The following is a 23,419-nucleotide window of genomic DNA, read 5'->3' on the forward strand; positions in this document are numbered from 1 at the left end:
TGCGGGTAGACACGGAGTGGCTACTTGCAGAAGTCGCTAACGCGCCTACCGTAGGTAGCCGCTGACGCGTCTATGTGGTTCGTTCACAAATGTTATAATGCAAGTCGCAATGAATTTATGCTTCTCGCCCACTGAATTTATTTAACGAACCACAAAGGACACAAAGGACACGAAGAAGGAAGAGTTTTTTAATGCAATCCGCAAAATGGATCGCGTTCTGTTTCGACGTTGTTAGATTGTGCTTGGAGGGAATCTCGATAAACGCATCCCTCTATTTTCAAACATTCGGGATTTGTTGATGTCCAGTAGGGTACTTCAAAGGCGTGTATGCGTAAGATACCTTGTTTGTTGAGGGTGACGTAATATTTACAAGGATATTCGGATTTGATTTCTGGTTGGGGAAGTTCACCGATGAGTTCCCATGTGTTTGATTCGGGGTTGCGGAATTGGAAGTAAAATGTGTGTTTCCCACTGACGGGAAAGGGTGGTAATTCTGCAATTAATCCTATTCCTTGGATTTGGGTGTCGCTTTCGTTGTAACGAAAGATTTGTATTTCTTGATTTTGATTGCTGGAAAATAGTACTGTGTGAGCATCTGTTTTAAAGGCGTTGGCTGATTCGGCGACGTTGACGGCGATATCACAAATGATTTCTCCGTGATCGGAAATTATTGTTTGTGTGGCGATCGCTTTGGCTGCATCGAGACATGGTATGTTTACGGGGATGAGATAATGGGGTTTTCCTCGTGATAATAATAAATCGATGTCTAGTTTTTGGTTGATTTCAAATTGGACTTGAATGTTGTTTTTGAAGTCTTCTTCGTTCAATCCCAATTTTTTCATCAGGATGTCGCCGTTGTAGCTACCCCAAAGTTGGAGTTTCATGTTCTCGAAGTCTTGACGTCTGATGTTGTTGGTTAATTGCATTCCCATCCAACGACTGCGATATTTGGCGATCGCATCTGTGGCTTGAAGTTGATATAATTCTTGTCCAGCGTGAAAGATGGGATCGGGACTACCACCGATGACTTCGCGGACGAAGGAACAAGGAAGAAAGTAAAAGAGGTTTTTGACATCTATATATAGTTGGTTGGCTCCTTTTTTGAGTAGGTCTTTGGCTTGTTGGGGAGAGAAGCTGAGTTGGCGGAGTTTTTCGGCAAAGCAAGCGCCGGCAGATGTGGCAAGTTTGGTGTATTCTGGTTCAAAGGTGACGCGTTCTTCGTTCCAGAGGAAGTAGTCGGATTTGCTGAAGACTCGGTAAAGTTCGCGTTCGACGATTTCTAAGTTGCAGGTTTTCCCGGAGAGAATTAACCAATCGACTGTTTCGAGGGAGTTACCGGGATTGAGGGATTTGTTTTTAAAGGCGTTTTCGATTAATCCTTGGGCGATACCGACTGCTTCTTTGACTACGGGTGCGACTGCTTGTTCAAATTGTTCGACGGTGAGGGTAACACTTAAGCGATCGCTCACGCTGCTAGGTAAGGTAATATCGTTGTGGATTAGCAATTCTGAGATTTTTTGCCCATCAAGGATGAATATTGGTGTATCGAGGGTTTGACGTTTTTGTCCGAGGGTGAGTTTGGCAACTTCAGCGTGTTCCCAAAGTGTGTAGAATGTTTGGGCGCGGGATGGGGCGTTTTTCCACCGGGTAGGTAAGACTTTTTCGGCGTCATTTAGAGCTTCTTTGTAAGCTTCACCTTCGCGCACTTCGTTATCGACGCAAGCGAGTAGGGAACCTGGTTGGAATTTACCATTTTGGAGGAAGCGATCGCTTAGTTCTTCTGGTTGTACTTTTAAAATATCTCTGGGTAAGGTTTCGTCTACAATTGCCGTTAGTAAACAATCGGCTACTGCTGCTTTCAATAATAAAAATAGTCGCAGAGTAATTAATTCACCACCCAGTTGCAGATGTCCAGAGGAACCAAGTAACTTCGGTGTAAGTTTATAGTAGCGTCCGCCGTCGCCCCGATCTTCTCCCGGTTCAAAAGGATTGATTTCTTCCAAAGAAAGACGAATCAAGGCTAAATCGGTAGTTCCACCACCAATATCCAACACCATCACATTTTGCCACCATTTGTCCCCATCCCGACGACAGCGAGTTTTGAAAGATTCGATTCCTAAATTTAAATCGCCACCAAATTCTCGCCACAGGAAAAAGATCGCCACAGAAACAGCTTCATCATAAGCCATTTGCACATCTTCAATATCTAGCTGTTTCACCAACTGTTCAATTTCCCGGCGGACAAAGGGCGAAGCAATCGTGGGGTATGTCACCACCGTGCGGTAAAATTTACCTTGGGAACATTTGCCTGAACGCTGGCGATATTTTTCAGTTAACTCGATTAATTGAGCATAAGCTGCTTGCAAAAGCTTATTAACAGGAATAGAATCTTCTTGATCATTAAGAGTAATTTGAAAAGAACGTTCTTGTCCAAAATAACGTTTTGGTGAATGCAAAAATCTGCTATCAATTCCCTCACCTTGTCTAATCGCATCCAGACGGTGTTGTTTAGCTTGTTCACCCAAACTAACTTTGACTTTGAGCGGATCATTAGTTGGTAAAAATGGTTCTAAGCCAATAACTTCCAACTCGCTAGCAATTTCACTCAAACGTCGATCTTTATCTAACTCTACCGAGATCAAACTTTGCCATTCCAGAGGTGGAACGCGAAACACTTCATGATAAATTTGATTTAAATGTTTACTAGCAACCCGACGAAACCAAGGTAAACGCTTACTCAAAGCAATTTCAATTTGCCGAATCGCTTCTAAAAATTGCTCGCCATTTAAATTGCGTAAATTGACATTACTATCAACCTGGATATTCTTACTCACTTCAATTAAAAATCTTTGCCATTCCTGCGCCCAAGCATCCTGACCAATACCTGCTATGTTATCTACAGGACGTTGAGTTAACCATGTCGATAGGCGATCGCGCAACCTCGCTTCTTGTTCACTAGGTAAACTATGGGGTGTCACAATCACCTTGGGATCATACAGCGTCACTGTCGAATTAGATGTGCCAAAATCAATCGCAAACCAACCAGGGTAAGTAATTTCCGATTGATTTTCCCCTTGCTTCACTGGTACTTCAGCAGGTAACTTTACTTCTTCATCCGGTAAAGTTTGGGGTGCTGTATTTTTAAAAGAGTTTAAGACTGAATCGGTAAAAGACATGAGTGGATTTTTAATTGAGTAATCTTTGATGGGATAAGTCCAGATATTGCACTCAGCAGTCGTTTGTTTGCTAATAGACAAAAGCGGATCACCCGTTGCTCCTGATTCAAAATACTCGATAATGACTTGCAAATTACAATTAACACCTGTTGGTAAAGGTTCATTCCAGCGACAATCGCTTTGTCTTAATCGCTGGGGAGTATTCAGCTGTAAAAGCTTGTGCGTACCAAAGTTTACACTTTTATAAGCCGATTGCATGGCGATCGCCAAGTCTTCTGGTACCCCAGCAATAAATATATTAATGCGGAAAATATGAGGAAAATGGGGATTAGGAACAGGTTTAATTTCAATTGCGGGTAATAGTAATAAAGATGGATCGTTGGGATGTGTACGTAATTGGTAACGATTAAAAAGTTCTATTTTAATTGGCATTATTTATAAATTCCCTTAACATTAATCATAAGCACACAGAGATTTTATTTAACGAACCACATAGACGCGTCAGCGGCTACTTACCCTACGGGAACCCCTTCGGGGAACAGAAGCCACTTCGTGTCTACCCGCAGGGTAGGACACAAAGTACGCGAAGGAAGAAAGGAAGAAGAGTAATACCTTGTATTTCTTCTTCCTTTGTGTCCTTTGTGTCCTTTGTGGTTCGTTTCTTCCCCATAATTCCAAATGTTACAATTCACTTGAATTAGAAATTATTGCTACTTGGGAAAGGGTTTCTAGCCAAGGTGGAACAGATTTAGATTTATCTTTGTCTGCGTCGGCGATATATCGTAGTAATGGTTCGTGTTTGGATTTTAGTAGTTCTTGTAAGCTATCGACTATTTCTTTTAAGGCTCTGGAAAAGGAAAATTTGACTTGTTTGGTTAGTTGACTGACGTATTGAACTAGATGTAGACCGGCGCTGGCGGTGATTTCGTCTCGCAGTCGCAAAACGGCTATTTGATGATTAAATGGTCTGGGAGGAGTGGGAAATTGTTTATCGGGACTCCAGTCTAGGATTTGTCCGTTGGGATGTTTGTCATCTTGGCGCGCTAGGGGAAATAAAGCATCGGCGTTGATGGCATGATTATTATTAGCTAATCCACTGTGATCGATAATTAATCTTTGCCATTTATTTGCTGGATCAACTGCGCGTAAGAAGTTACGAAATAGCCGGAGTTGATTTTTCCCAAAGTTGTTTTGGATGTATTGTTCAATATCTGGCGAGAGGACGGAGTTAACTGTGTTACGTTCGTCAGCAACTTCGATTGATAGTTTTTTGAAGAAGTCGATGACTGCTTCTGTGGTGCGGTCATGGGCGAAGGTTTGCATTTCTTGAATGGTTTGGACGAATGCAGAGTAGAAATCATCGCTTTTGGTGGGGATGGTGTCTTCTACTTCTTCGTCACCAAAAAAGCTGTCGGTTTTGGTGAGGGAAATTGTGCCATTTTTGGTTCGATCAAATAGTAGTGTCCATTCGCTCCATTCAAAGAAGATTTTATTTGTTAATTCGTCTTTGACGATATCACTGACGGCGACGCCATCGCGGTTTTTTAATATTGGTTGTTTTTCTAGTTCTTCTTGAAATTGTCTGTAAATAGTTACGAGGTTTTCGATTCCTTGGCGCAGTTCGATAAATTTCGGGTTTTCTTCGACGGGGATATACGCGGGTACTTGTTCGAGGAGGGTTTTGAGGTTATCTTGCTCTTTTTGCAATGCTTTGACGGTTCTTTGGGTATCTTCGACAAGTTGTTTTAAACCGTTTTGGGCGACGTGGTCTTTGAGTAATGCGCGTAGTCTGCTGATTCCTCCGTCTTCTGCAAAGTCACTGAGTTGTTTTTGCAGGGTGCTGGATGGTGGTAGCATTTTACTGAGTTGTTGCCATTTTTCTCGTAGTTCAACTTCGGAGAGTTTGTTGGGGATGTCTAATTCTGGCAGAAATTCTGGAGAGGAAACTTGGATGAGGGAAGAAAGTTCTGCAAGTTTGGCTAAACCGTGAAGTTGGGAGAGTAAAACTATATTTTTTTTCTCTGTGGTTAAGTTGCTGGCACTGGCAATGGTAAGTTGGAGAATGCCCAGGTTTTCTAATATATTGGCTTCGGAAAGTAATGGTTCGTCTACGAGTTCGTCAAGAGCGCGTTCGTCAGTTTGGGTCAGGGGAAGTTGATTGAAGCGTCCGACACCAACTATAATTCTATCTCTTAAATCGTGTCCTTTGTCGCGTTCTAACATTGTCCGAATTTTGGAGGCGATCGCACCACCTGGATATCTACCGTTGAGTAGTAGCAGCAGAGTTTGCACGTCTCTGAGTTCGCGCAGTGACAAAAAGGTATCCCGTACCCCGGAGTCTGCTGAACCTAATCCGGGAAAGTCTAATAAAACAAATTCATTGGTTCCTTGGAGTGCAGATAAATCCCAGATTTCTTTGGATACTTCAACGGTGACATCGATGCGGCGAATTAAAGAAAAGCTTCTCTGTAAATCTACGGCTGATGGTTGAGCGAAATTTGTCCACGGTTGCGGTGGTGGTGGCAGTTGATCAAAGTTGAGTTCTAAGATATTCATCGGTGGTTCAGATAACCTCAGCCCTTTTTTGGCGGTATTCTGATCTATTTGGTAGCTTTTACCGCCAATAAATTTGCCGTAAGTATTGTAGGTACGCATATATACTACTATTTCGCGCAGTAGCGATCGCAGTTCTAAACTTTGCGTCTGATTCCAAGCTTGTTCGCACCATCTCAAGATTCCGTTGCTATCAACAATGGTGGTGGGGTGCAGGTTTTTTAAGCTTGTCAGCAATTCTAGGGATATTTCTGCTGCTTTGGCTCGTGTTTCTACTTCCTGGAGCATAAACCGCAGACACTCTTTCACACCCTCATCGGAGAGATACTGAACGGTGTATTTACCAATTTGGGTAGTTTGTAAGTCTGGTTGTTGACGCAAATGAATGGCGGTGACGTTCCCTGTCGTGGGGGTTTCACTGACAGGTAAAGCATCAGCGTAGCCAATGAGACTACCAATTAGTAAAGTTTTGCCACTACTGAATTCACCCATAACGCCGATTTTTACAGGTGAAGAGGCTATTTCTACAACTCTTTGGGCTGATTCTTTTAAACTTTGAATGTTTTCATGTATACTTTGAGGAAACCAGCTTTCCTGGGGAGGCGGGTTTTGTGAGACTAACTCCAGACTTTGGAGAACAGATTCCCCATATTCTTTATAACGGCTCAGTTGTGCGATCGCCATGTCACTCTTCATACTTACTCCCAATAAAAATCCCACGTTTTTAGCAGTTAGCTAGAGACGCGATTAATCGCGTCTGTACAATTACCACGTAGGACAGCAGTGAATTTTGGATTTACGGCAATAGTCATAGTTATAACTTGTTTTTTAATCAAAGAAGTTTAGCAATTTGTTCGTGATAATTGTTTCCAAATTGCAAAACTTTGTAGAAATTTGCATAAATTTGTAGAAGCAAGATAGTCCTAATCAAAAACTCAATCCTAAAACTTCTAGAAATATTCATAATTATTTTCCGGAAAACCTTATTCCCATTGTGCAGATACTCACCTTAAGACTTGTAGAGATCAGAGAATGATCTAAGTTCTCAGTAAACCTCTTGCATGAATCTTTACCCTCACCCTAAATCCCTCTCTCAAAGTTGGGAGAGGGACTTTAAAATTGGCTCCCCTTCTCCCAAAATTGGGAGAAGGGGTAGGGGATGAAGGCAAGTTTGAGGTCTAGTCTGGAAGTTTCCCTTCGCCTGTAGAAGATATATTTTCTCCCCTTCTCCCATGTTGGGAGAAGGGGTAGGGGGATGAGGGCAAAATCAATGCTTGGCGTATATTATCTAAAGCAACCGGCAAATTTGTTTCCACCAGTTCGCTACTCAGTCGTAAAAATCGCAATCCCAAAGATTCCAGCAATTCTTGACGCTGTTGGTCTAAAACTTGTTGAGATTGATGAATTAAACCATCTACTTCAATTATTAAACGCTCATCGGCACAGAAAAAATCGACGATAAAACATCCTATAGGTTGCTGGCGACGAAATTTACGACCTTCTAATTTCCGGTTTCGCAAAGCTTGCCAAAGGATAGCTTCACTGGGTGTTGGTTCTTTGCGAAACTGACGGGCAATTTCTATCATTCTGCGTTTCACAGTTATCGGGACTTGCCATTTGTCTAGTTTGCCCTCATTATCGTGCCTGACCATAAGTTCTCAAATAACTTTTTTACATATTGATTATTCCCAGTCAAGAACTAATTATTATCTTCCTCTTAGGCTTACCATAATATTGCCCTCATCCCCCAACCCCTTCTCCCATGTTGGGAGAAGAGGAGCAAATTTCAAAGTCCCTTTTTCATCGTTGGGAGAAGGGTGCAAATTTCAAAGTCCCTCTCCCAACCTTGGGAGAGGGATTTAGGGTGAGGGTAAAAATTCTAGAGTATGATTTGTTGTTTTTATTTGTCAAGTAGAGACGAGAAATTTTGCGTCTCTGCTCACGCGACACATTCAGTATATGCAGTGACATAAATAATATTGCAATAATATGTAAAAATATTTAAAAAGGTATTGAAAATAATAGCCAGTCGTATTAATATACAAATAAGAGAGGCGCTTCCACCTGCAAGTAGACAACGCCTCTCTTACCCAACCTTTATCAGTAAGGTCTTATTAAATATGATGCCACAAACCATTCTTTGTCAAACACCCACAAGAGGCTTATTAAATTTAACTCACGCTCGTCAAATTCGATTTTGCGATATTCATATTCAAATGTCTTGGCGATTTGTCTGTTTTATTACCTGGAACAATGGCGACGAGCAAACTTTTGATGGTAAAGATGCTAAAGCGATCGCTCAAACAGTGAACAAAATTACACAAAATAAAGATTGAGCCAGCGTTACCTTAAAAGAGAAAGATCCCCGACTTCGCAGAAATCGGGGATTTGATGTATTTGGAGTTGCAAGATTATTTTACTGATGTGCGATCGCAAATTACAATCAAAGCTACACTACATTCACACGTTGCAAGGCGCGATTCACTGCACTCAGTATTGCCAAGATCGAAGCCGTGACGATATTGGCATGAATACCTACACCGTGCAATGAACCCTGAATGAAATCACCTGCGATTTCAACACAGGCGATCGCATCTGCATTACTTCCACCATTGCGCGATCGCTCTTCATAATGGTGAATTTGTATATTTAAACCCAAAGCATTGACAAAAGCGTCAATTGGCCCATTCCCTTGACCTTGAACTGTAATCATTTTCTCATCCTGTTGCAATCGAACTGCAATGTTCTGCACTGCACTGTAATCATCAGTTTCAGATAAGTGATGAGTCATGTATTTCAGTGGCGTACAAACTTGCAAATATTCTTGCTCAAATAATTCCCAAATATCAGTAGAGGACATTTCCTTACCAGAAGCATCCATTGCTTTTTGGACAATTTGGCTAAACTCGATCTGCAAGCGGCGAGGTAATGTTAAATCATAATCCCGTTCCAGCAAGAAGGCGATTCCACCTTTACCTGATTGACTGTTCACCCGCACCACAGATTCATAGGTGCGTCCCACATCTGTTGGATCGATGGGTAAATAAGGAACTTCCCATACAGTATCTGATTTCTGTACAGCAAAGCCTTTCTTAATGGCGTCTTGATGGGAACCGGAAAAAGCAGTGAATACCAAATCGCCGACGTAGGGATGACGGGGATGAATGGGTAATTGGGTGCAATCTTCGATGATTCTGGCAACTTCGTTAATGCTGGAAAAATCTAACCCTGGATAGATGCCTTGAGTGTAGAGATTCATTGCCAAGGTGACTAAATCTAAATTTCCAGTGCGTTCACCATTACCAAACAAACAGCCCTCAACCCTTTCAGCACCTGCCATTTGGGCAAGTTCTGCGGCTGCGACTGCACAACCGCGATCGTTATGGGGATGGACACTGATAATTACGCTATCTCTGCGAGTTAAGTTGCGGTGCATCCACTCTACTTGATCTGCAAAGATATTGGGTGTGGCAACTTCGACACTTGCGGGTAAATTGATGATAGCTTTGTGTTGTGGTGTGGGTTGCCAGACATCTAAAACTGCATTGCAGATTTCTTGAGCAAAATCTAATTCTGTGGCTGTAAAGATTTCGGGTGAATATTGAAATTGCCAGTTTATATCTGGTTGTTCGGCTGCTAATTCTGGAAACAATTTAGCTGCATTAACTGCTAAATTGATTGTTCCCTGGCGATCTAAACCAAAAACGATGCGGCGAAAAACAGGAGAAACTGCATTATATAAATGTACGATCGCACGTTTTGCTCCTTTTAAAGCTGCAAAGGTACGACGAATTAATTCTTCTCTAGCTGGTGTTAAAACTTGGATAGTTACGTCATCAGGAATTAATTCCTGTTCTATCAAGTATCGTACAAAATCAAATTCAGTTTGGGAAGCGGAAGGAAAAGCGATTTCTATTTCTTTGCAACCAATGCTGACTAAAAGCTGAAACAGGCGTAACTTACGGTGAATATTCATCGGTTCAATTAACGCCTGGTTGCCATCTCTTAAATCAGTACTCAACCAAATTGGCGGATGAGTAATTGTTTGATTTGGCCAGGTGCGTTCGCTCAAATTAATCGGGGCAAATGGGCGATATTTTGTTGCAGGATTGTTTAACACTTTCGTTTTTTCCTTTGTTGTTGATCATTTTTATGAGGCGTTGTGGCGAAAGATTTTGCAGAAAAAATAGGGCTATCAGGTTGCCACTTTGTCCAAACCTGACAACCCACAGATAGTCGTAGTAATGCCTCTAGTGCTAGATTTAGTTGCATAAGAATCTCCTAATTTGTTGATTTTTAGTTGTTGATTGTTGGTTAAAATGTAAGCGCTCAATAATCCGGGGTAAATCGCTCAGTGACAAGCCTCAAATGGCGTAAAATCGTTCCCGAACTGGTAGTCCGCCCCGATTTATTGAGCGGATACAAAATGGTTAAAATTGTGTCCGAAAAATTGATAACGAATTCGATTCGCTCTATCTTGAACTAATAGTAAATCTTTAGTCGAGTGCATTATGGCTTCGCTACCACGCACCGCCGATAATATGGTGCGTTACACGCTTACTATCATATTTTTCGTGAAAAATGATATTACAATACGCGCCTATCACACCCTACAAACTTTTTACAGTAAACAAATAACTCTTAACTCTCTGTTCCCTGTTCTCTTCTTTTGTAAAATTTATGAAATTTATTTGCTTCTAAGGCATAGTAGCAGCCCTAGCCCTAGTGGAAGGCTAGAAGTTAGTTGTAGAGAAAGCTGCTTGGTAAACATAGTTTTAGTCTGAGAAATCAATGACTTACAATAATATTAACCTTAAATAATTAATTAGGTCAAGACACATTATCTTCAAAAAAATAAGGACTAAAGTCCTTACTACAAACTTTGTTATCCATGAATTTCAAGTTGACAAGTACTATCGTGCGCGGAGGAAAATTTGTGTAAAGTAAATTTTGCCTTGGCTATTGCTCGCCACACCAATACCAGTCAGATTGTAATTACCTTTGATATTAGCGAGATGCCCTGGACTACCAAGCCAGGATTTTACGGCTTGTGTAGCAGGATCACTGTAACCCTGGTTATAAGCAATATTTTCTGCTGCTGCACTGTAGGCAATACCAGTACTTTGAATTCGCTGTTCAAATCCATTATGACTGAATGGGACTGTACCGTTAGCCATGTTTCGACTATGAGTCCTAGCCTGCTCATCGATCGCAACGTTACGAGTCAAAGTTGGTAGACCTTGAGAGGTACGATAATCATTAATTTGCTGAAAAACTGACTGTTCTATAACAGCAGTGTCAATAGTAGATGCTGTGAGTTTAATACTATGATTTGGTAGTTGAGAATGCACCCAGCGTTTTGCTATATCAGTTTGGCTTGGCGTAGAAATGGCCATTACTCCACTGCTCAGGGTAAAAGTCCCTAAAAAGATACTGCAAATTGCTGTTCGGATCATCTAAAATTTCCCCTAAAGCTAGTGAAGTCAATTTTACTTCATTAGGAGAAAATTTTAATACCATGTGCATTTTGCTGCTAAAAAAAACTAGACGCACCCAAAGCGGAGAAATTACCCCAAATCAGGTGCGTCTTGTGTGTTCTCTTTTCAATAACCCTTATATCTCAATTATCTGCGATTAGGGAGCAAGGGCATTACCGCGAATTAAGCTACCAATGGTCTTGGCAGTAATTTTTAGTTGGGTAATGGGATTAGCTGGTACGACGGTTTTGTACAGATAGCTATCAAAAGTTAGCTTTTGTACATCAAGGTCAGCACACATTTCTACAAATGCCTCGCGGGTGGCATCGGAACGGTAGAATACGGTTTGCAACAGGTCTAGGACTTTGTAGGTGAGTCCATATTTTTTATCCCAACGCTTTAAGTAGACCTTGAGGTCAGCTTCGGTGGGGATACGAGCGCCGCCGTTGGACACTTCGACAATGGTTTCAGCACACATGCGTCCAGATTTGGCAGCAAAGTAAATACCTTCTCCAGAGGATTTGGTCACATAACCTGCTGCATCTCCAACCAACGCGATCCGACCAACAACGCGACGGGGACGGGGATGTTCAGGGATGGGGTGTGCTTCGACTTTGATGATTTGACCACCTACGAGCTTATGGGCAGCACGGGCGCGAATACCAGCTTGCAATTGTTTGATGCTGGCTTTGTTAACGTGCATTGTGCCAGTACCGACGGCTACGTGGTCGTATTTGGGGAAAACCCAAGCGTAGAAGTCGGTAGAAACGTCGTCACCGACGTACATTTCTGCTAGGTCATTGTAATAGACCATTTGCTCTTGGGGGAGGCGAATCCGCTCTTGGAAAGCGATCGCATAATTGTAATCCCCTGCGTCCATTTCTTTGGCAATACGGGAGTTTGCGCCATCCGCCCCAATAATTAAATCAACTTTGAGGGTTTTGGCTATGCCTTGGGCGCCACCTTCTGTATGGTCTACATAATGGATGGTATAGGGGTCAGTGTTGTTTGTCGGAATATCTAGTTTATGAACGGTGGCATTTATTAAATTTGCGCCTAATTTTGCCGCACGATTTCGCAGATAACCATCCAGCACCTCGCGACGGCACATTCCTATATATTCATCTTGTTTTACTAAATTGATATCAACCTCGCGATTGGAGGGTGAAATCATTTTCATCTTCCGCACCTGGCGATCAATAATATCCTGGGGCAGGTCAAATTCGCTGACCATGCACAGAGGAATTGCACCGCCACAGGGCTTGGCATTATCTAGCTTGCGCTCGAACAGGTAGGTTTCGATCCCAGCTTTTGCCAAAGTTTCTGCGGCAGATGAGCCAGCTGGGCCTGACCCAACAACAGCAACCCGTAGTGTCAAAGGTCTACTCCCGATCTTCACATTTACCGAAAGCATCGTATCACGGACTTTTGGCTCATTTCTCTGTGTATCTTAGGATTTCACGGAATTGCAATATTCCTTAATGTTTCGCAATCAAAAATGCCGTTTTGGGGATTGGGGATTGGGGATTGGGGATTGGGGATTGGGGATTGGGGATTGGGGAACATTTATCCTGCTTTCAGATTACCTCGTGAGTCATAAGCCGGATAGACAAGCGATCGCAGATAGCATTACCTGGTATATTATATCGGACGATCTAAATATCATTTACAGAGGCTGTGGAGTCAATTCCAAAATCCAAAATCCAAAATCTCAAATCGAATGAGTGACGTGCAAAAATGGCTATCTGTGGTAGGAATTGGTGAAGATGGTTTATCAGGATTGAGTGCGATCGCTCATTCTATACTGCAAAATGCAGAGGTAATAGTTGGTGGAAGTCGTCATTTGGCTATGCTACCAGCCGATGATCAACGCGAAAAAATCATTTGGTCATCACCCATCAGCATATCTGTAGAAGAAATTCTTCGTCGTCGCGGTCAATCTGTCTGTGTTTTAGCCAGTGGTGATCCCATGTGCTTTGGTATTGGTGTCACCCTCAGACGCAGCATACCGATGACTGAGATGACTATTATTCCTGCGCCTTCATCTTTCAGCCTTGCCTGTGCCAGACTAGGATGGTCACTTACGGAAGTAGAGACATTAAGCCTCAACGCTCGTCCTCCGGCTCTACTCCAAACTATAATTTACCCTGGGGCGCGATTGTTGATTTTGAGTGAAGGAAAACAAACCCCGGTAATTGTAGCTGATATGTTGACAAAACGCGGATTTAGTGATAGTAAAATCACAGTCCTAGAACGCATGGGTGGTTCCCAAGAACGCATCATTGAAGGGACAGCCGCCTCATGGATAAATACAGAAGTAGCTGATTTAAATACTATTGCTGTCGAGTGTATTGCTGATCCTGGGGTTGTAGGGTTATCTCGTTTAGCAGGCTTACCAGATGATGTCTACCATCATGATGGACAACTCACCAAGCGTGAAGTACGGGCGATTACCCTCGCGGCTTTGGCTCCTGTACCGGGACAATTATTGTGGGATGTGGGTGCAGGGTGTGGTTCAATTGGTATTGAATGGATGCGGACTCATGCTCGGTGTCGAGCGATCGCGATTGAACAAAATCCCACTCGATTACAATATATTGCTGACAATGCTACTGCCCTTGGTACACCGAATTTACAAATTATCCACGGTAAAGTCCCCACTGCATTAAAAGATTTACCCCAACCCGACGCTATTTTTATCGGTGGTGGTGCAACAGCACCAGGCTTGTTTGAAGTATGTTGGCAAGCTTTACGTTCCGGTGGACGCTTGGTTGCTAATGCTGTCACCATCGAAAGTGAACAAAAATTGCTGCAATGGCACAATCAAATTGGTGGGGAGTTGATGCGCGTCGCAGTTCAAAGGGTTGCTCCCATTGGCGGATTTTTGGGATGGAAGCCGATGACACCTGTAACGCAGTGGGTTGTAGTGAAGTCTGAGTAGCAATAAGTGTTCAAACGGACATGATATTACTCAATTTCTCAAGAATCTAATTGTAAAAGGATAGCGATAGTGTTGACCTTTGTAGGCTTTTACAGAGGCAAAAATAACTAAACATAATTGTGTTAATAATAGTATTGATATGAGTATGATTAAAACAGTTAATAAAGTATTTAGAGTTGTTTCTAATTGTTTAGAAGCTACATTATTTGTGAGTGCAATCCCACAAGTTGTAAACACTAGAAATAGAGAAATTATAATTACAATTAATGTATAAACTGTGATTGAAAGCTGAAAGTTTAAAGATTCTTTGCCTTGAAAGTCTATCCACGGGTCTTGTGATTTTTTCCATTGCCAAACTATCAACGGGCCAAGAAGATTGAGTAATGGAAGATATATAGGTATGCCAATAAAGACTAAAAAAATTAATGGTATCCACAATAAAGCTGAGAGATGACACAGCATAGCCCAAATACGTATTTGCTTGTTGCTGCTTTCTCTCATAAAACCTCTCAGTATACGGGAAACGAGCGAGTATGCGCGACCTGAGAGGGAAGCAACACTTAGCAAGATCCCGATGGGTGCGATATGAACATCGCCGTGTTCCATTATCGCATTGGGGTGGAATAACGCTGCAAGTATGTTCGTTTGCTCAGAGTTCTCACGGTACTGCTAAAACGCTGATGTTGGCGATTTGATCAGTATCAAGGCAATAGGTGCGATCGCTGAGAACAAAATTAATATTGAGACACAAAGTATTTTATTTCACTGACTGTTTGATTCATGCATCAGTACAATAAAATTAACAGAGCTAGCGAAATCAGGCTTTTAATCCGAAAAATAGATATCAGTATATGATGAAAATTTACTTATTTTATACTTATTGTTATCATGATATCGATATTCCAATTTTTAGTCTAAAATTATATAATTTTTCCGTAAACTAGCATTCAACTCTTGTAGTATTAGCGTAAAACTTAGAGTTACCAGGTAAGTCTTATGTTTCCTCAAAAAATTCATGCCTTAAGTGGCAAAAAATGGTTTGTCCGATTGGCTTGGGTGATGGGGATTATTGGTGTCACAACCATGATTAGTTCTCCAGTTTTAGCTAGAAGATTCTATGGTTTTGCCTTTTTGCAACCTTCTGCTTATCGGAACTATCCTTATCGCAACTCCAACAGTACCATTGCTGATACTCTTGCTAAGGATGGTAAATATGCCAATCTAGTTTATGAATTGAAAGAAGCCAAACTTTTTGACCAGCTGAAACAGCCAGGTTACTTCACAATTTTTGCTCCGACTGATAATGCATTCAATGCCTTAGATAGCAACGTCTTCACCAAATATAGCAACAACCGTGAGAAAGTTTTGAAATATCACGTGATTGTCGGTGAAATTACTCCAGAGCAAATCAAAACCGGAGTACTCAAAACTCTAGAAGGCACTGAACTCAAGATCACCGAAGACGCTGATGGTGAAATTAAAGTAAATAATGCTAAAGTTAACCACCCTGCCACAACTACTACAAATGGAGTGATTGTCCAAATAAATGGACTACTCATACCTTCTGATGTCAGCTTATAAACTTTAGCTAGTTTCGTTAAATATTATAGACCATCCTAGAACATCCCCCAGCTTCGTTTTTCGTAAAGCTGGGGGATTTTTGAATTTAAATCCTGTAGAGACGTTGCAGTGCAACGTCTCTACATGTCCAAAATAAGATTGCTCTAGCAGTGATTTTGAGGACTAAAGTCCTCACTACAAACTTATTGCCAGTTACCTACAACCACAAATGGCGCCCAGAAGTGGGGATTGCTGTATTGCTTGTCGTTGAGAAGTGCTATTTGTGCTGCTTTAAGTGCTTGCGCTTTGTTGATTTTAGTGGTCTTGGCATTTTCTAACTGACTATACAACTCACCCATGAGTTTAGCTGTGCTTTTATCTTCCACTGACCATAAGCTTGCCATTGTACTACGCGCACCAGACCGTACTGCTACTCCTGCTAGTCCCAAAGCAGCACGTTGATCACCGATTGCTGTTTCACAAGCACTAAGAACTAATAATTCTATTGGGCTACGGGAAATTAAGGCGTTATTTCGCAGTAGATTACCTAACTGTTTAACATTCAAGCGTTGATCCCAAAATAAGATAAAAGTCTCGTCAGCGATCGAACTAAATTGAGCATGAGTTGCTAAATGAACAATCGAAACATCTGAATTGAGAATTCGGTTTTGAATCTCTTTGATCGTAAATTTTTCGTTCAGGAGTGGTTTAGTTGCAATTCCTAATTTTTCGATTTGTTTTAGTTCTAATGGTACTTCAGCTAATTCTTTAAAACCTTGATGTTCTTTGCTTATTCCTGCTGTGATAGCTTTGATATTAATTTCTGCTAGTGGTTTTGGATTAATTAGCTGCAAACCAGGAGTTAAGGCAATGGCATATTTTTCTAATAAATATTGTTTGCCATCGTGCAGTACAGACATGGGAATATTTCTTAATTTTTCATCCAAAACAAACACTAATGTTTGAACTTTGCTGTTTTCCAAGTCTTGCTGTAGAGGTCGAATCAGCCAGTCGTATACTTGTTGATACAAAGGCAAAGATTCTTCAAGCTTAGTATCAGGATTTTTTAGAAAAGCCTGTATTTGTTCTATGGTTTCTTCTAATTCTTGTGTTTTAATTTGGCTACTATAAAGACGTAGAATTCGCTCACTTTGAGATGTTTTGCTTTGAGCTTTATTACTTTGAGATGGATTTGGTAGGCTGAGAATTACTTCTAAGCTGTCCTGATCAGGCTTTTGTTGATTTGACAAAACAATGGGATAAATAACTGCGGCGCTAGGATCTATCTCATCGATTTGTGTACGATTTGCTTCTACACAAGCTTCACGGAAAAAGTTATTCAGTTCAGCCAATTGTAGAGATTCTAATACATCTCTGGCTTGAGTTAATCGTTTCTGTCTTTCTTCTTCTTTTCCAGCTTTTTTCAAGGATTGAGCATATTCTAATTCTAGTTCGACGAGTTGGCGATAAACGGGTTCTACACTAGCTCGAAAAGAAAACTGTACTTCTGGATTAACTGCTACTAAGTCACTACGTAATGATTGTAGAGCATTATAAGCTTTAGTTGAAGCTGCGATCGCATCTTGGAGATTTCCTTGCTTTCTGTGTATCCTGCCTAATTGCCAAAAATATTGATAGGATATATGCGGTGATTCAAGACTCGAAACTATACTCAAAGCTTGTCTGGTATAGTTTTCTGCTTGAGATAAATCTTCTTGACTACCTCTTTGTTCATACAACGCACCGCGATTTCCAATCGCATAGGCTTCAGCTGGTTTGTCTCCTAATTTTTTAGCTTGGGTGGTTGCTTGCTCTAAAATTTGATCGATTTGGTTAAAACTTGGCAGTTGTGAATCTTGCTTTTGCTGAAAATTTTCGGGTTGGATGAGTTCTGCTAAACTTTGAGCATAGTTAATTTGCTCATAAACTCCTGTCCGACTAGGAGAAAATTGAACATTTTGAAGATTGAGGGATAACCAAAAAGCTTCAGCCTCTTTGTATTTTTCTGGATTAGATTTTGCCTGTTTTAATAAGAGGCTAAGTTGATTGAGTTGTGCTTTTTGCCGTGTAGCTGGTGATGTCGTCAGCTTTGCTGCTTTGGTATAAGCATTTATAGCTTCTTGGTAGTAATTTTCTCTGATGCGGCGTACTCTTTCATTTTCCGCTAAAGTTTTGGTTGTGTTACCAATACTGAGATAAGTGGCTGCTTGCTCTTGAGGAGAGTTTAATTTATCAGCTAAATTTAAACTAGTTGCTAAAACGATTTGAGACTGTTCTGGCTGACCAATAAAACGTAGTAATTCACCCAGGCTTCTCAAAGCGATCATTGTGGTTTCAGAAGAAGATTTATTTGTAACTTTTTGGATTTTTTCTGTTAACTCTTCTGACGATAATTGATTAAAATCTTGACAACTGCTAACTCCAATCTCTGGATTTAAAACTTCCAATAAAGTTTTGCAAGCACGGGGAAAAAGACCCAAATCTTGCATAACTTGAGTTTGGTTAATTTTGTTTTGTGCTAATTTTGCAGGTTCCTTGATTTGACTATAAATCTTTGCTGCTTCTTGCCAACTTTCAAGGCTTTGTGTTGATTGTCCAATGTCTCTTTGCAAATAGCCTTGAATATCTAAAGCTTGCGCCAAAATTTTCTGTTTGTCCTGACTTGGAGGCTGGGTTTGCAGTATTGCTAAACTGTCTCGACTAGCTTTGATGGCTTTTTCCCACTGTCCGAATTGTTGATAAGTCAATGAGAGATTGCTCAAAGCCATTACTTGATTTAAATTATCTTTTTGGCTAGAAAAAGCAGATACTGCTTTTTCCCACACAGCTGCTGCTTCTTGGAACTGACCAGAACGGTATAACTGGGTTGCTTGGTTAACTAGTTGTTGTGTATTGGTTTGAGTTTGCACAATTTGGGTTGATTGCGAAACCTTAGCAATCACTGGTGGTGCAGTAGATGCAAAGATAAACAGCAAAATTGCCAGAAATAGCGATCGCTTATGATAAATTCTCTTAATTTGACTAATTAAATGACGATTAAATTTCTTTCCGTTTGGTTTCATCTTATATTCTCAATAGTATTGTGTATTGTGAGTTGTAAGTTGCTATTTAATAGGTAGGAATTAGTTAAAAGTTCACAGCTAGCAGTTGATAACTGATAACTGATAACTGATAACTGATTCAAAACGGTGCAGGACAAGACGCAGTGGCTTTACTACTGCGCTGAGGACTAGAAGTTGTGGGGTCATAGGCTGTAAGCACCACTTCGCCCTTTTCGTTGAAGATCCATCCTTGAGCCGGGATAATTTCCTTAGTTGCGGTTTGAATCTTTGGTGGATTATTAGTTAGATTTTGAGGATTATTGTTATTGGTAATCGGCTGTAGCAAATCAACGCGCACATTGTCACTGTTGAAGCTGTCGCTAGGACTAGATGGTATACCACCGCGTCCGGTAACAATGAATGCACTACCAGAACCTTTTTGACAGGGATTTTGAGCTATTTGGCTACTAGGATCTGTAGTATTTTCTGGTAATTCACTTAATCCTTGAGTCGGGTCAATATCTAATGTATTGAGATTTACATTGCCAGAAATACCGGATTCCGAACTGGCTGTAATATCGCTGAGGGGTGTAGAGAACTGACGCGGTTGAATACCAAAGACAGCATCAGCTTGGATATTAATGTTACCTCCGTTACCCTTGAAGGCGTCCGCTCTGATATCACTATTTTCCTGCGGTAAAGCTACGAGCAAGCCAGTATTAATATTGATATTACCGCCATTACCAGCACCCTGATTTCTACCAGCAGTGGCAGAGATCAAACTGTTACGGCGTAATAACAAGACATCTTTAATATCTAGGGTGATGTTACCGCCTGTAGCGCTACCGCTTTCAGCCGTGATTGTTCCCCTATCTAGGGTAAGATTACCAGCTTTGAGCTGTATGTTACCTGCCTCTCCCGTACCCGAACTCGTTGCAGAAATGATACCACCATCTTTGACTGTGACTTGTTTAGGGTCAATGAAAATGCTACCACCTTTGCCTGTGGAACCTGGGGCGGTGTTCGCAAAGATACCGCTTTGTGCGCCTTGGTTATTTACTATGTCATCTATTGTGTCATTCGGTGCAGCAAATTTTTTAGCTTGTTCAATTCGTTGATTAAAGTTGGGGTCACTACCACTAATAGTTAGATTGTCAGCAACCTTGAGCGTAATATTTCCAGCATCGCCATTACCGCGAGCAGTTGTCAGTACTTGTCCACCACCAGTAGCAGTAAAGTTCTTGGCTTTAATAGTGATGCTACCCCCACTACCATCATTAGATGTTGATGCATCTACTACTGCGCCATCTGCAATCCTAAAGTTACCTGTGGTAATAGTAATATTACCTGCTGCTTGAGGCTGAGTTGCTGTTGTTCCTCTTTCAGCGCTGGTAAATATGCCACTGGAAAATCCTGTAGAACCGATGCCAGAAATATCAGTAAAATCTGTCGCATTGATGACGATGTTTCCTGATTTTCCTTTTCCAGGCTGTAAACCGTTGGCTTCGCGAAAAACAACAGCACCGATCTCACTACCATTAGTGAGGGTGAGGGATTTGGCATCAATTTGAATATCACCTCCAAGTCCTTCACCACCTGCTTCTACATTGCTTCTGATCTGGCTGGAGTTCGTAAGTTTGATAGACCCATCAACTTGTATTGATATATCGCCTGCATCACCTTTACCAGAAGTGCTGTTATTGATCAGAGCGCGATTTGTCACAAAGAGTGATCCTGCATTAATCGAAATGTTACCACCTTTGCGATCGCCAGCTGATTCAGGTACTATACCTCCAACCAGACTGGAAATAGCAGTAGAAAAATTATTACTGCCAACTCCATCAATTGAGAGTGTATCGCGAGCATTGATTTTGATTGCACCTGCATTTCCTTGTCCAAAGGTACTGGCGCTAATGCGAGCGCCATTTTTGAGAAAGAGGTTGTTTGCACTCAGGTCAATACTACCGCCATTACCATTACCATTTGTATCTACTTCACTAGCAATAGCACTGGGATCTCTGTTAGTTCCAACTCCATCGAGAATGGCATCTTTAATAATATTAATGGTGATGTTCCCAGCATCTCCCTTACTAAAAGTACTAGCAATGATTTGACCACCATTTGTCAAAGAAAGTGATCCTGCATTAATCGAGATGTTACCACCTTTGCGATTCACAGCTGATTCAGGTACTACACCACTCACAAAACTGGAAATAGCAGTAGAAAAATTATTACTGCCAACTCCATCAATTGAGAGTGTATCGCGAGCATTGATTTTGATCGCACCTGCATTTCCTTGTCCAAAAGTACTGGCGCTAATTCGAGCGCCATTTTTGAGAAAAATGTTGTTTGCACTCAGGTCGATACTACCGCCATTACCATTACCATTTGTATCTACTTCACTAGCAATGGCACTAGGTAGTTGATTACTTCCCACTCCATCGAGAATGGCATCTTTGGTAACATTAATGTTTATAAAACCAGCATCTCCCTTGCTAGAAGTGTTAGCAAGAATTTGACCACCATTTGTCAAAGAAAGTGATCCTGCATTAATCGAGATATCGCCACCTTTGCGATTCCCAGTTGATTCAGAACCTTGAACACGACTAGCAATTTGAGTAGAAACATTATTGCTTCCAACTCCATCAACTGAGAGTGTATCGCGAGCCGTGATTTTGATAGTACCTGCATTTCCTCGTCCGAAGGTACTGGTGCTAATTCGAGCGCCGTTTTTGAGAAAGAGGTTGTTGGCACTGATTTCGATAGTACCCCCATTACCTTCACCTGGGTCTACTGCTTCACTTGCAACGCCACTAGGCTGTCCGTTGCTTGCAACTCCATCAAAAATTGCATCTTTGATAACATTAATGTTTATAAAACCAGCATCTCCCTTGCCATAAGTACTGGAATTCAATTGACTTCCTTGAGTCAACAACAGTGAACCCGTCTTCACTTGGATATTACCTGCTTTACCCTCTCCCTCTGTTTGGGAACGCAGTCGAGAAGTTCCTCGAACATTTAGAGATTCAGAAATGTTCAAGTTAATATTCCCTGCATTTGGGGGGCCCTTTTCTCCTGTAGAGCCAGAAGTATTAGTAAATAATTGCGAGCCATTGTCTAGGGAAAGCGATCGCGCAGTAATGTCAATATCGCCTCCTTGGCCAGTACCAACTAGATCAACTCCAAATATGTTTGAATTGCCAAAAACAGAAGTCGTGACTGAGCTATTATCAAAGGAAACATTTGCATTCGGAGCATCAATAATTATTTTTCCTGCATTACCAGATGCATAGGTCGCAGCTTGCAGAATAGAGTCACCACTAACGGAAACAGACTCAGAAGCTTTGATGCGGATATTTCCTGCATTTCCTTGTCCAGCTGTGGAGGTAGCTAATCCCGCAAAGTTGGATAAAGATAGCGATCGCGTATTAATTTCAATATCATTAGCACTACCTGTAGAGAAGGGATCAACACTACTACCGATTCCGCTACCTTCCCCCTCTAATCCTTGCAAGGATACTTTATCTGTTGCTGTAATAGTTACTTTTCCTGCATTACCTCCTCCAAAACTAAAAGAACCGATCACAAATCTACCAGTTCCTTCTAAACTATTGGCATTAATAATTACATTTCCTGCGTTACCTTGTCCTGAAGGAAATACTATATTTCTGATGCGACTACTAAAGTTACTATCTCCCTCAATTTTCACTCCTCCTGACGCATTAACGACAATATCGCCAGCTTGAGCTGAAGGTGTTCCCAAACCTGATTCAATTCCAGCAACAATATCTCCACCCCCGGAGATATCTAAATTGCGAGCATTAACATTAATACTACCTCCGCCTCCACCAACTACATAGACTGTAGCCAAGTTTTGCAATGAGACATCGGCTTTTGCTACTCCGCTAGGAAAACTCAAGCTACCATCAGGATTCAACCCGACGGTTCCTGCTTGTGATAATCCTCCTAGTTCAACTTTTGCTCCTGGTGCATACACAATTCCCCCATCTAAGCTGACGTTACCACCTACTAATGCCAACGTCTTTCCTGATTGCACTCCAAAACCCAAAGTGTTGACATTATTAGTGATATTGCCAGGATTATCCCGAAATCTCAAACCAATGGGAATATTAATAGTTAGCTGTGGAACTGGTTGCGGATTGCTGGCACTGAATTCAAAGTTGTCAAATAATACACTATCGCCTGTAGTGCCAAAAAATGAACCACCACGCAGGTCTAGACTTGCATTCGGGCCAAAAGAAATTCCTCTTGGGTTAATTAAAAATAGATTAGCGTTACCTAAAACACCAAGCGTACCAAGAATATTTGAGCGATTACCACCTGTAACTCTTGTGAGAATATTGGTGATACCAGCAGGATTGGAAAAATAAACACCTCTACCTGCATCAACGTTGAAATCTTGAAAACTGTGAAATAGATTTGAATTGCGAATTGCACCCCTATCAATGCGATCTATTCCATCAACAACATTAGGATTCACAATAGAACTTTCGCCACCCAAGCTGGTATCTGGGGTGAGTTGGGCTATAGCTTTATGTATGGGTGCAAGATAGCCCCAAGTCACTAGGGATAAGATGAGGAAGAAGAGCGATCGCATATTTAGGTATCCTGGGATTTATGGTACTTGATCTTCTCTGTTGTTTATTAAAC

The 23,419-nt window shown here is 41.4% G+C and carries 14 protein-coding genes; 4 read left to right on the plus strand and 10 right to left on the minus strand.

Features of this window, described 5'->3' with window-relative positions:
- Positions 1 to 188: 188 nt before the first annotated feature.
- The 3 genes from ACE1AT_RS07245 to ACE1AT_RS07255 form a co-directional block, all read right to left on the minus strand.
- Positions 189 to 3,608, minus strand: coding sequence for a molecular chaperone (locus ACE1AT_RS07245; RefSeq protein ID WP_374866763.1), 3,420 nt, complete (start codon positions 3,606 to 3,608; stop codon positions 189 to 191).
- 249 nt (positions 3,609 to 3,857) lie between these two features.
- On the minus strand, positions 3,858 to 6,425 hold the full coding sequence (locus ACE1AT_RS07250; protein WP_374866765.1) for a dynamin family protein: 2,568 nt from the start codon (positions 6,423 to 6,425) through the stop codon (positions 3,858 to 3,860).
- Between the two features lie 482 nt (positions 6,426 to 6,907).
- Positions 6,908 to 7,381, minus strand: a complete 474-nt coding sequence (locus tag ACE1AT_RS07255; protein WP_374866767.1) for an endonuclease domain-containing protein — start codon at positions 7,379 to 7,381, stop codon at positions 6,908 to 6,910.
- A gap of 471 nt (positions 7,382 to 7,852) precedes the next feature.
- Between ACE1AT_RS07255 and ACE1AT_RS07260 the strand changes: the two genes are divergently transcribed.
- Complete coding sequence (locus ACE1AT_RS07260; protein ID WP_374866801.1) at positions 7,853 to 8,065, plus strand: hypothetical protein; 213 nt, start codon at positions 7,853 to 7,855, stop codon at positions 8,063 to 8,065.
- Between the two features lie 113 nt (positions 8,066 to 8,178).
- Here the strand turns inward: ACE1AT_RS07260 and leuA are convergent, their stop codons facing one another.
- The 4 genes from leuA to chlP all read right to left on the minus strand — a co-directional run bounded on the left by leuA (position 8,179) and on the right by chlP (position 12,584).
- On the minus strand, positions 8,179 to 9,849 hold the full coding sequence (gene leuA, locus ACE1AT_RS07265; protein WP_374866769.1) for a 2-isopropylmalate synthase: 1,671 nt from the start codon (positions 9,847 to 9,849) through the stop codon (positions 8,179 to 8,181).
- Positions 9,843 to 10,001, minus strand: a complete 159-nt coding sequence (locus tag ACE1AT_RS07270) for a hypothetical protein (RefSeq protein ID WP_374866771.1) — start codon at positions 9,999 to 10,001, stop codon at positions 9,843 to 9,845. Before ACE1AT_RS07270 ends, leuA begins: the two co-directional genes overlap by 7 nt.
- 641 nt (positions 10,002 to 10,642) lie before the next feature.
- On the minus strand, positions 10,643 to 11,185 hold the full coding sequence (locus ACE1AT_RS07275; protein ID WP_374866773.1) for a CAP domain-containing protein: 543 nt from the start codon (positions 11,183 to 11,185) through the stop codon (positions 10,643 to 10,645).
- A 178-nt stretch (positions 11,186 to 11,363) separates the two neighbouring features.
- Positions 11,364 to 12,584: a geranylgeranyl reductase gene (chlP, locus tag ACE1AT_RS07280; RefSeq protein ID WP_026720266.1), complete on the minus strand. Its 1,221-nt coding sequence runs from the start codon at positions 12,582 to 12,584 to the stop codon at positions 11,364 to 11,366.
- 103 nt (positions 12,585 to 12,687) lie between these two features.
- On the opposite strand from chlP, the gene ACE1AT_RS07285 reads away from it, so the two are divergent.
- A complete protein-coding gene (locus ACE1AT_RS07285) occupies positions 12,688 to 12,930 on the plus strand; it encodes a hypothetical protein (protein ID WP_374866775.1) in 243 nt (80 codons plus the stop codon).
- Positions 12,927 to 14,147: a precorrin-6y C5,15-methyltransferase (decarboxylating) subunit CbiE gene (gene cbiE / locus ACE1AT_RS07290; protein ID WP_374866777.1), complete on the plus strand. Its 1,221-nt coding sequence runs from the start codon at positions 12,927 to 12,929 to the stop codon at positions 14,145 to 14,147. Before ACE1AT_RS07285 ends, cbiE begins: the two co-directional genes overlap by 4 nt.
- 30 nt (positions 14,148 to 14,177) lie before the next feature.
- Here the strand turns inward: cbiE and ACE1AT_RS07295 are convergent, their stop codons facing one another.
- Positions 14,178 to 14,648 carry a DUF4870 domain-containing protein gene (locus ACE1AT_RS07295; RefSeq protein WP_374866779.1) on the minus strand — a complete coding sequence of 157 codons (471 nt, stop codon included), beginning with the start codon at positions 14,646 to 14,648 and terminating at the stop codon, positions 14,178 to 14,180.
- 495 nt (positions 14,649 to 15,143) lie between these two features.
- Between ACE1AT_RS07295 and ACE1AT_RS07300 the strand changes: the two genes are divergently transcribed.
- The gene (locus tag ACE1AT_RS07300) at positions 15,144 to 15,728 is read left to right on the plus strand and encodes a fasciclin domain-containing protein (RefSeq protein WP_374866781.1); all 585 of its coding nucleotides are present in this window, start codon (positions 15,144 to 15,146) and stop codon (positions 15,726 to 15,728) included.
- Positions 15,729 to 15,910: 182 nt separating this feature from the next.
- On the opposite strand, the gene ACE1AT_RS07305 is transcribed toward ACE1AT_RS07300, so the two are convergent.
- Together ACE1AT_RS07305 and ACE1AT_RS07310 are read right to left on the minus strand one after the other, a co-directional pair.
- On the minus strand, positions 15,911 to 18,769 hold the full coding sequence (locus ACE1AT_RS07305; RefSeq protein ID WP_374866783.1) for a CHAT domain-containing protein: 2,859 nt from the start codon (positions 18,767 to 18,769) through the stop codon (positions 15,911 to 15,913).
- Between the two features lie 118 nt (positions 18,770 to 18,887).
- Positions 18,888 to 23,366 (minus strand): filamentous hemagglutinin N-terminal domain-containing protein, encoded by a 4,479-nt coding sequence (locus ACE1AT_RS07310; RefSeq protein WP_374866785.1) that lies wholly within the window; start codon positions 23,364 to 23,366, stop codon positions 18,888 to 18,890.
- Between the last annotated feature and the right edge of the window lie 53 nt (positions 23,367 to 23,419).

The organism is Pelatocladus sp. BLCC-F211, from assembly GCF_041928655.1.
Taxonomy (GTDB): Bacteria; Cyanobacteriota; Cyanobacteriia; order Cyanobacteriales; family Nostocaceae; genus Pelatocladus.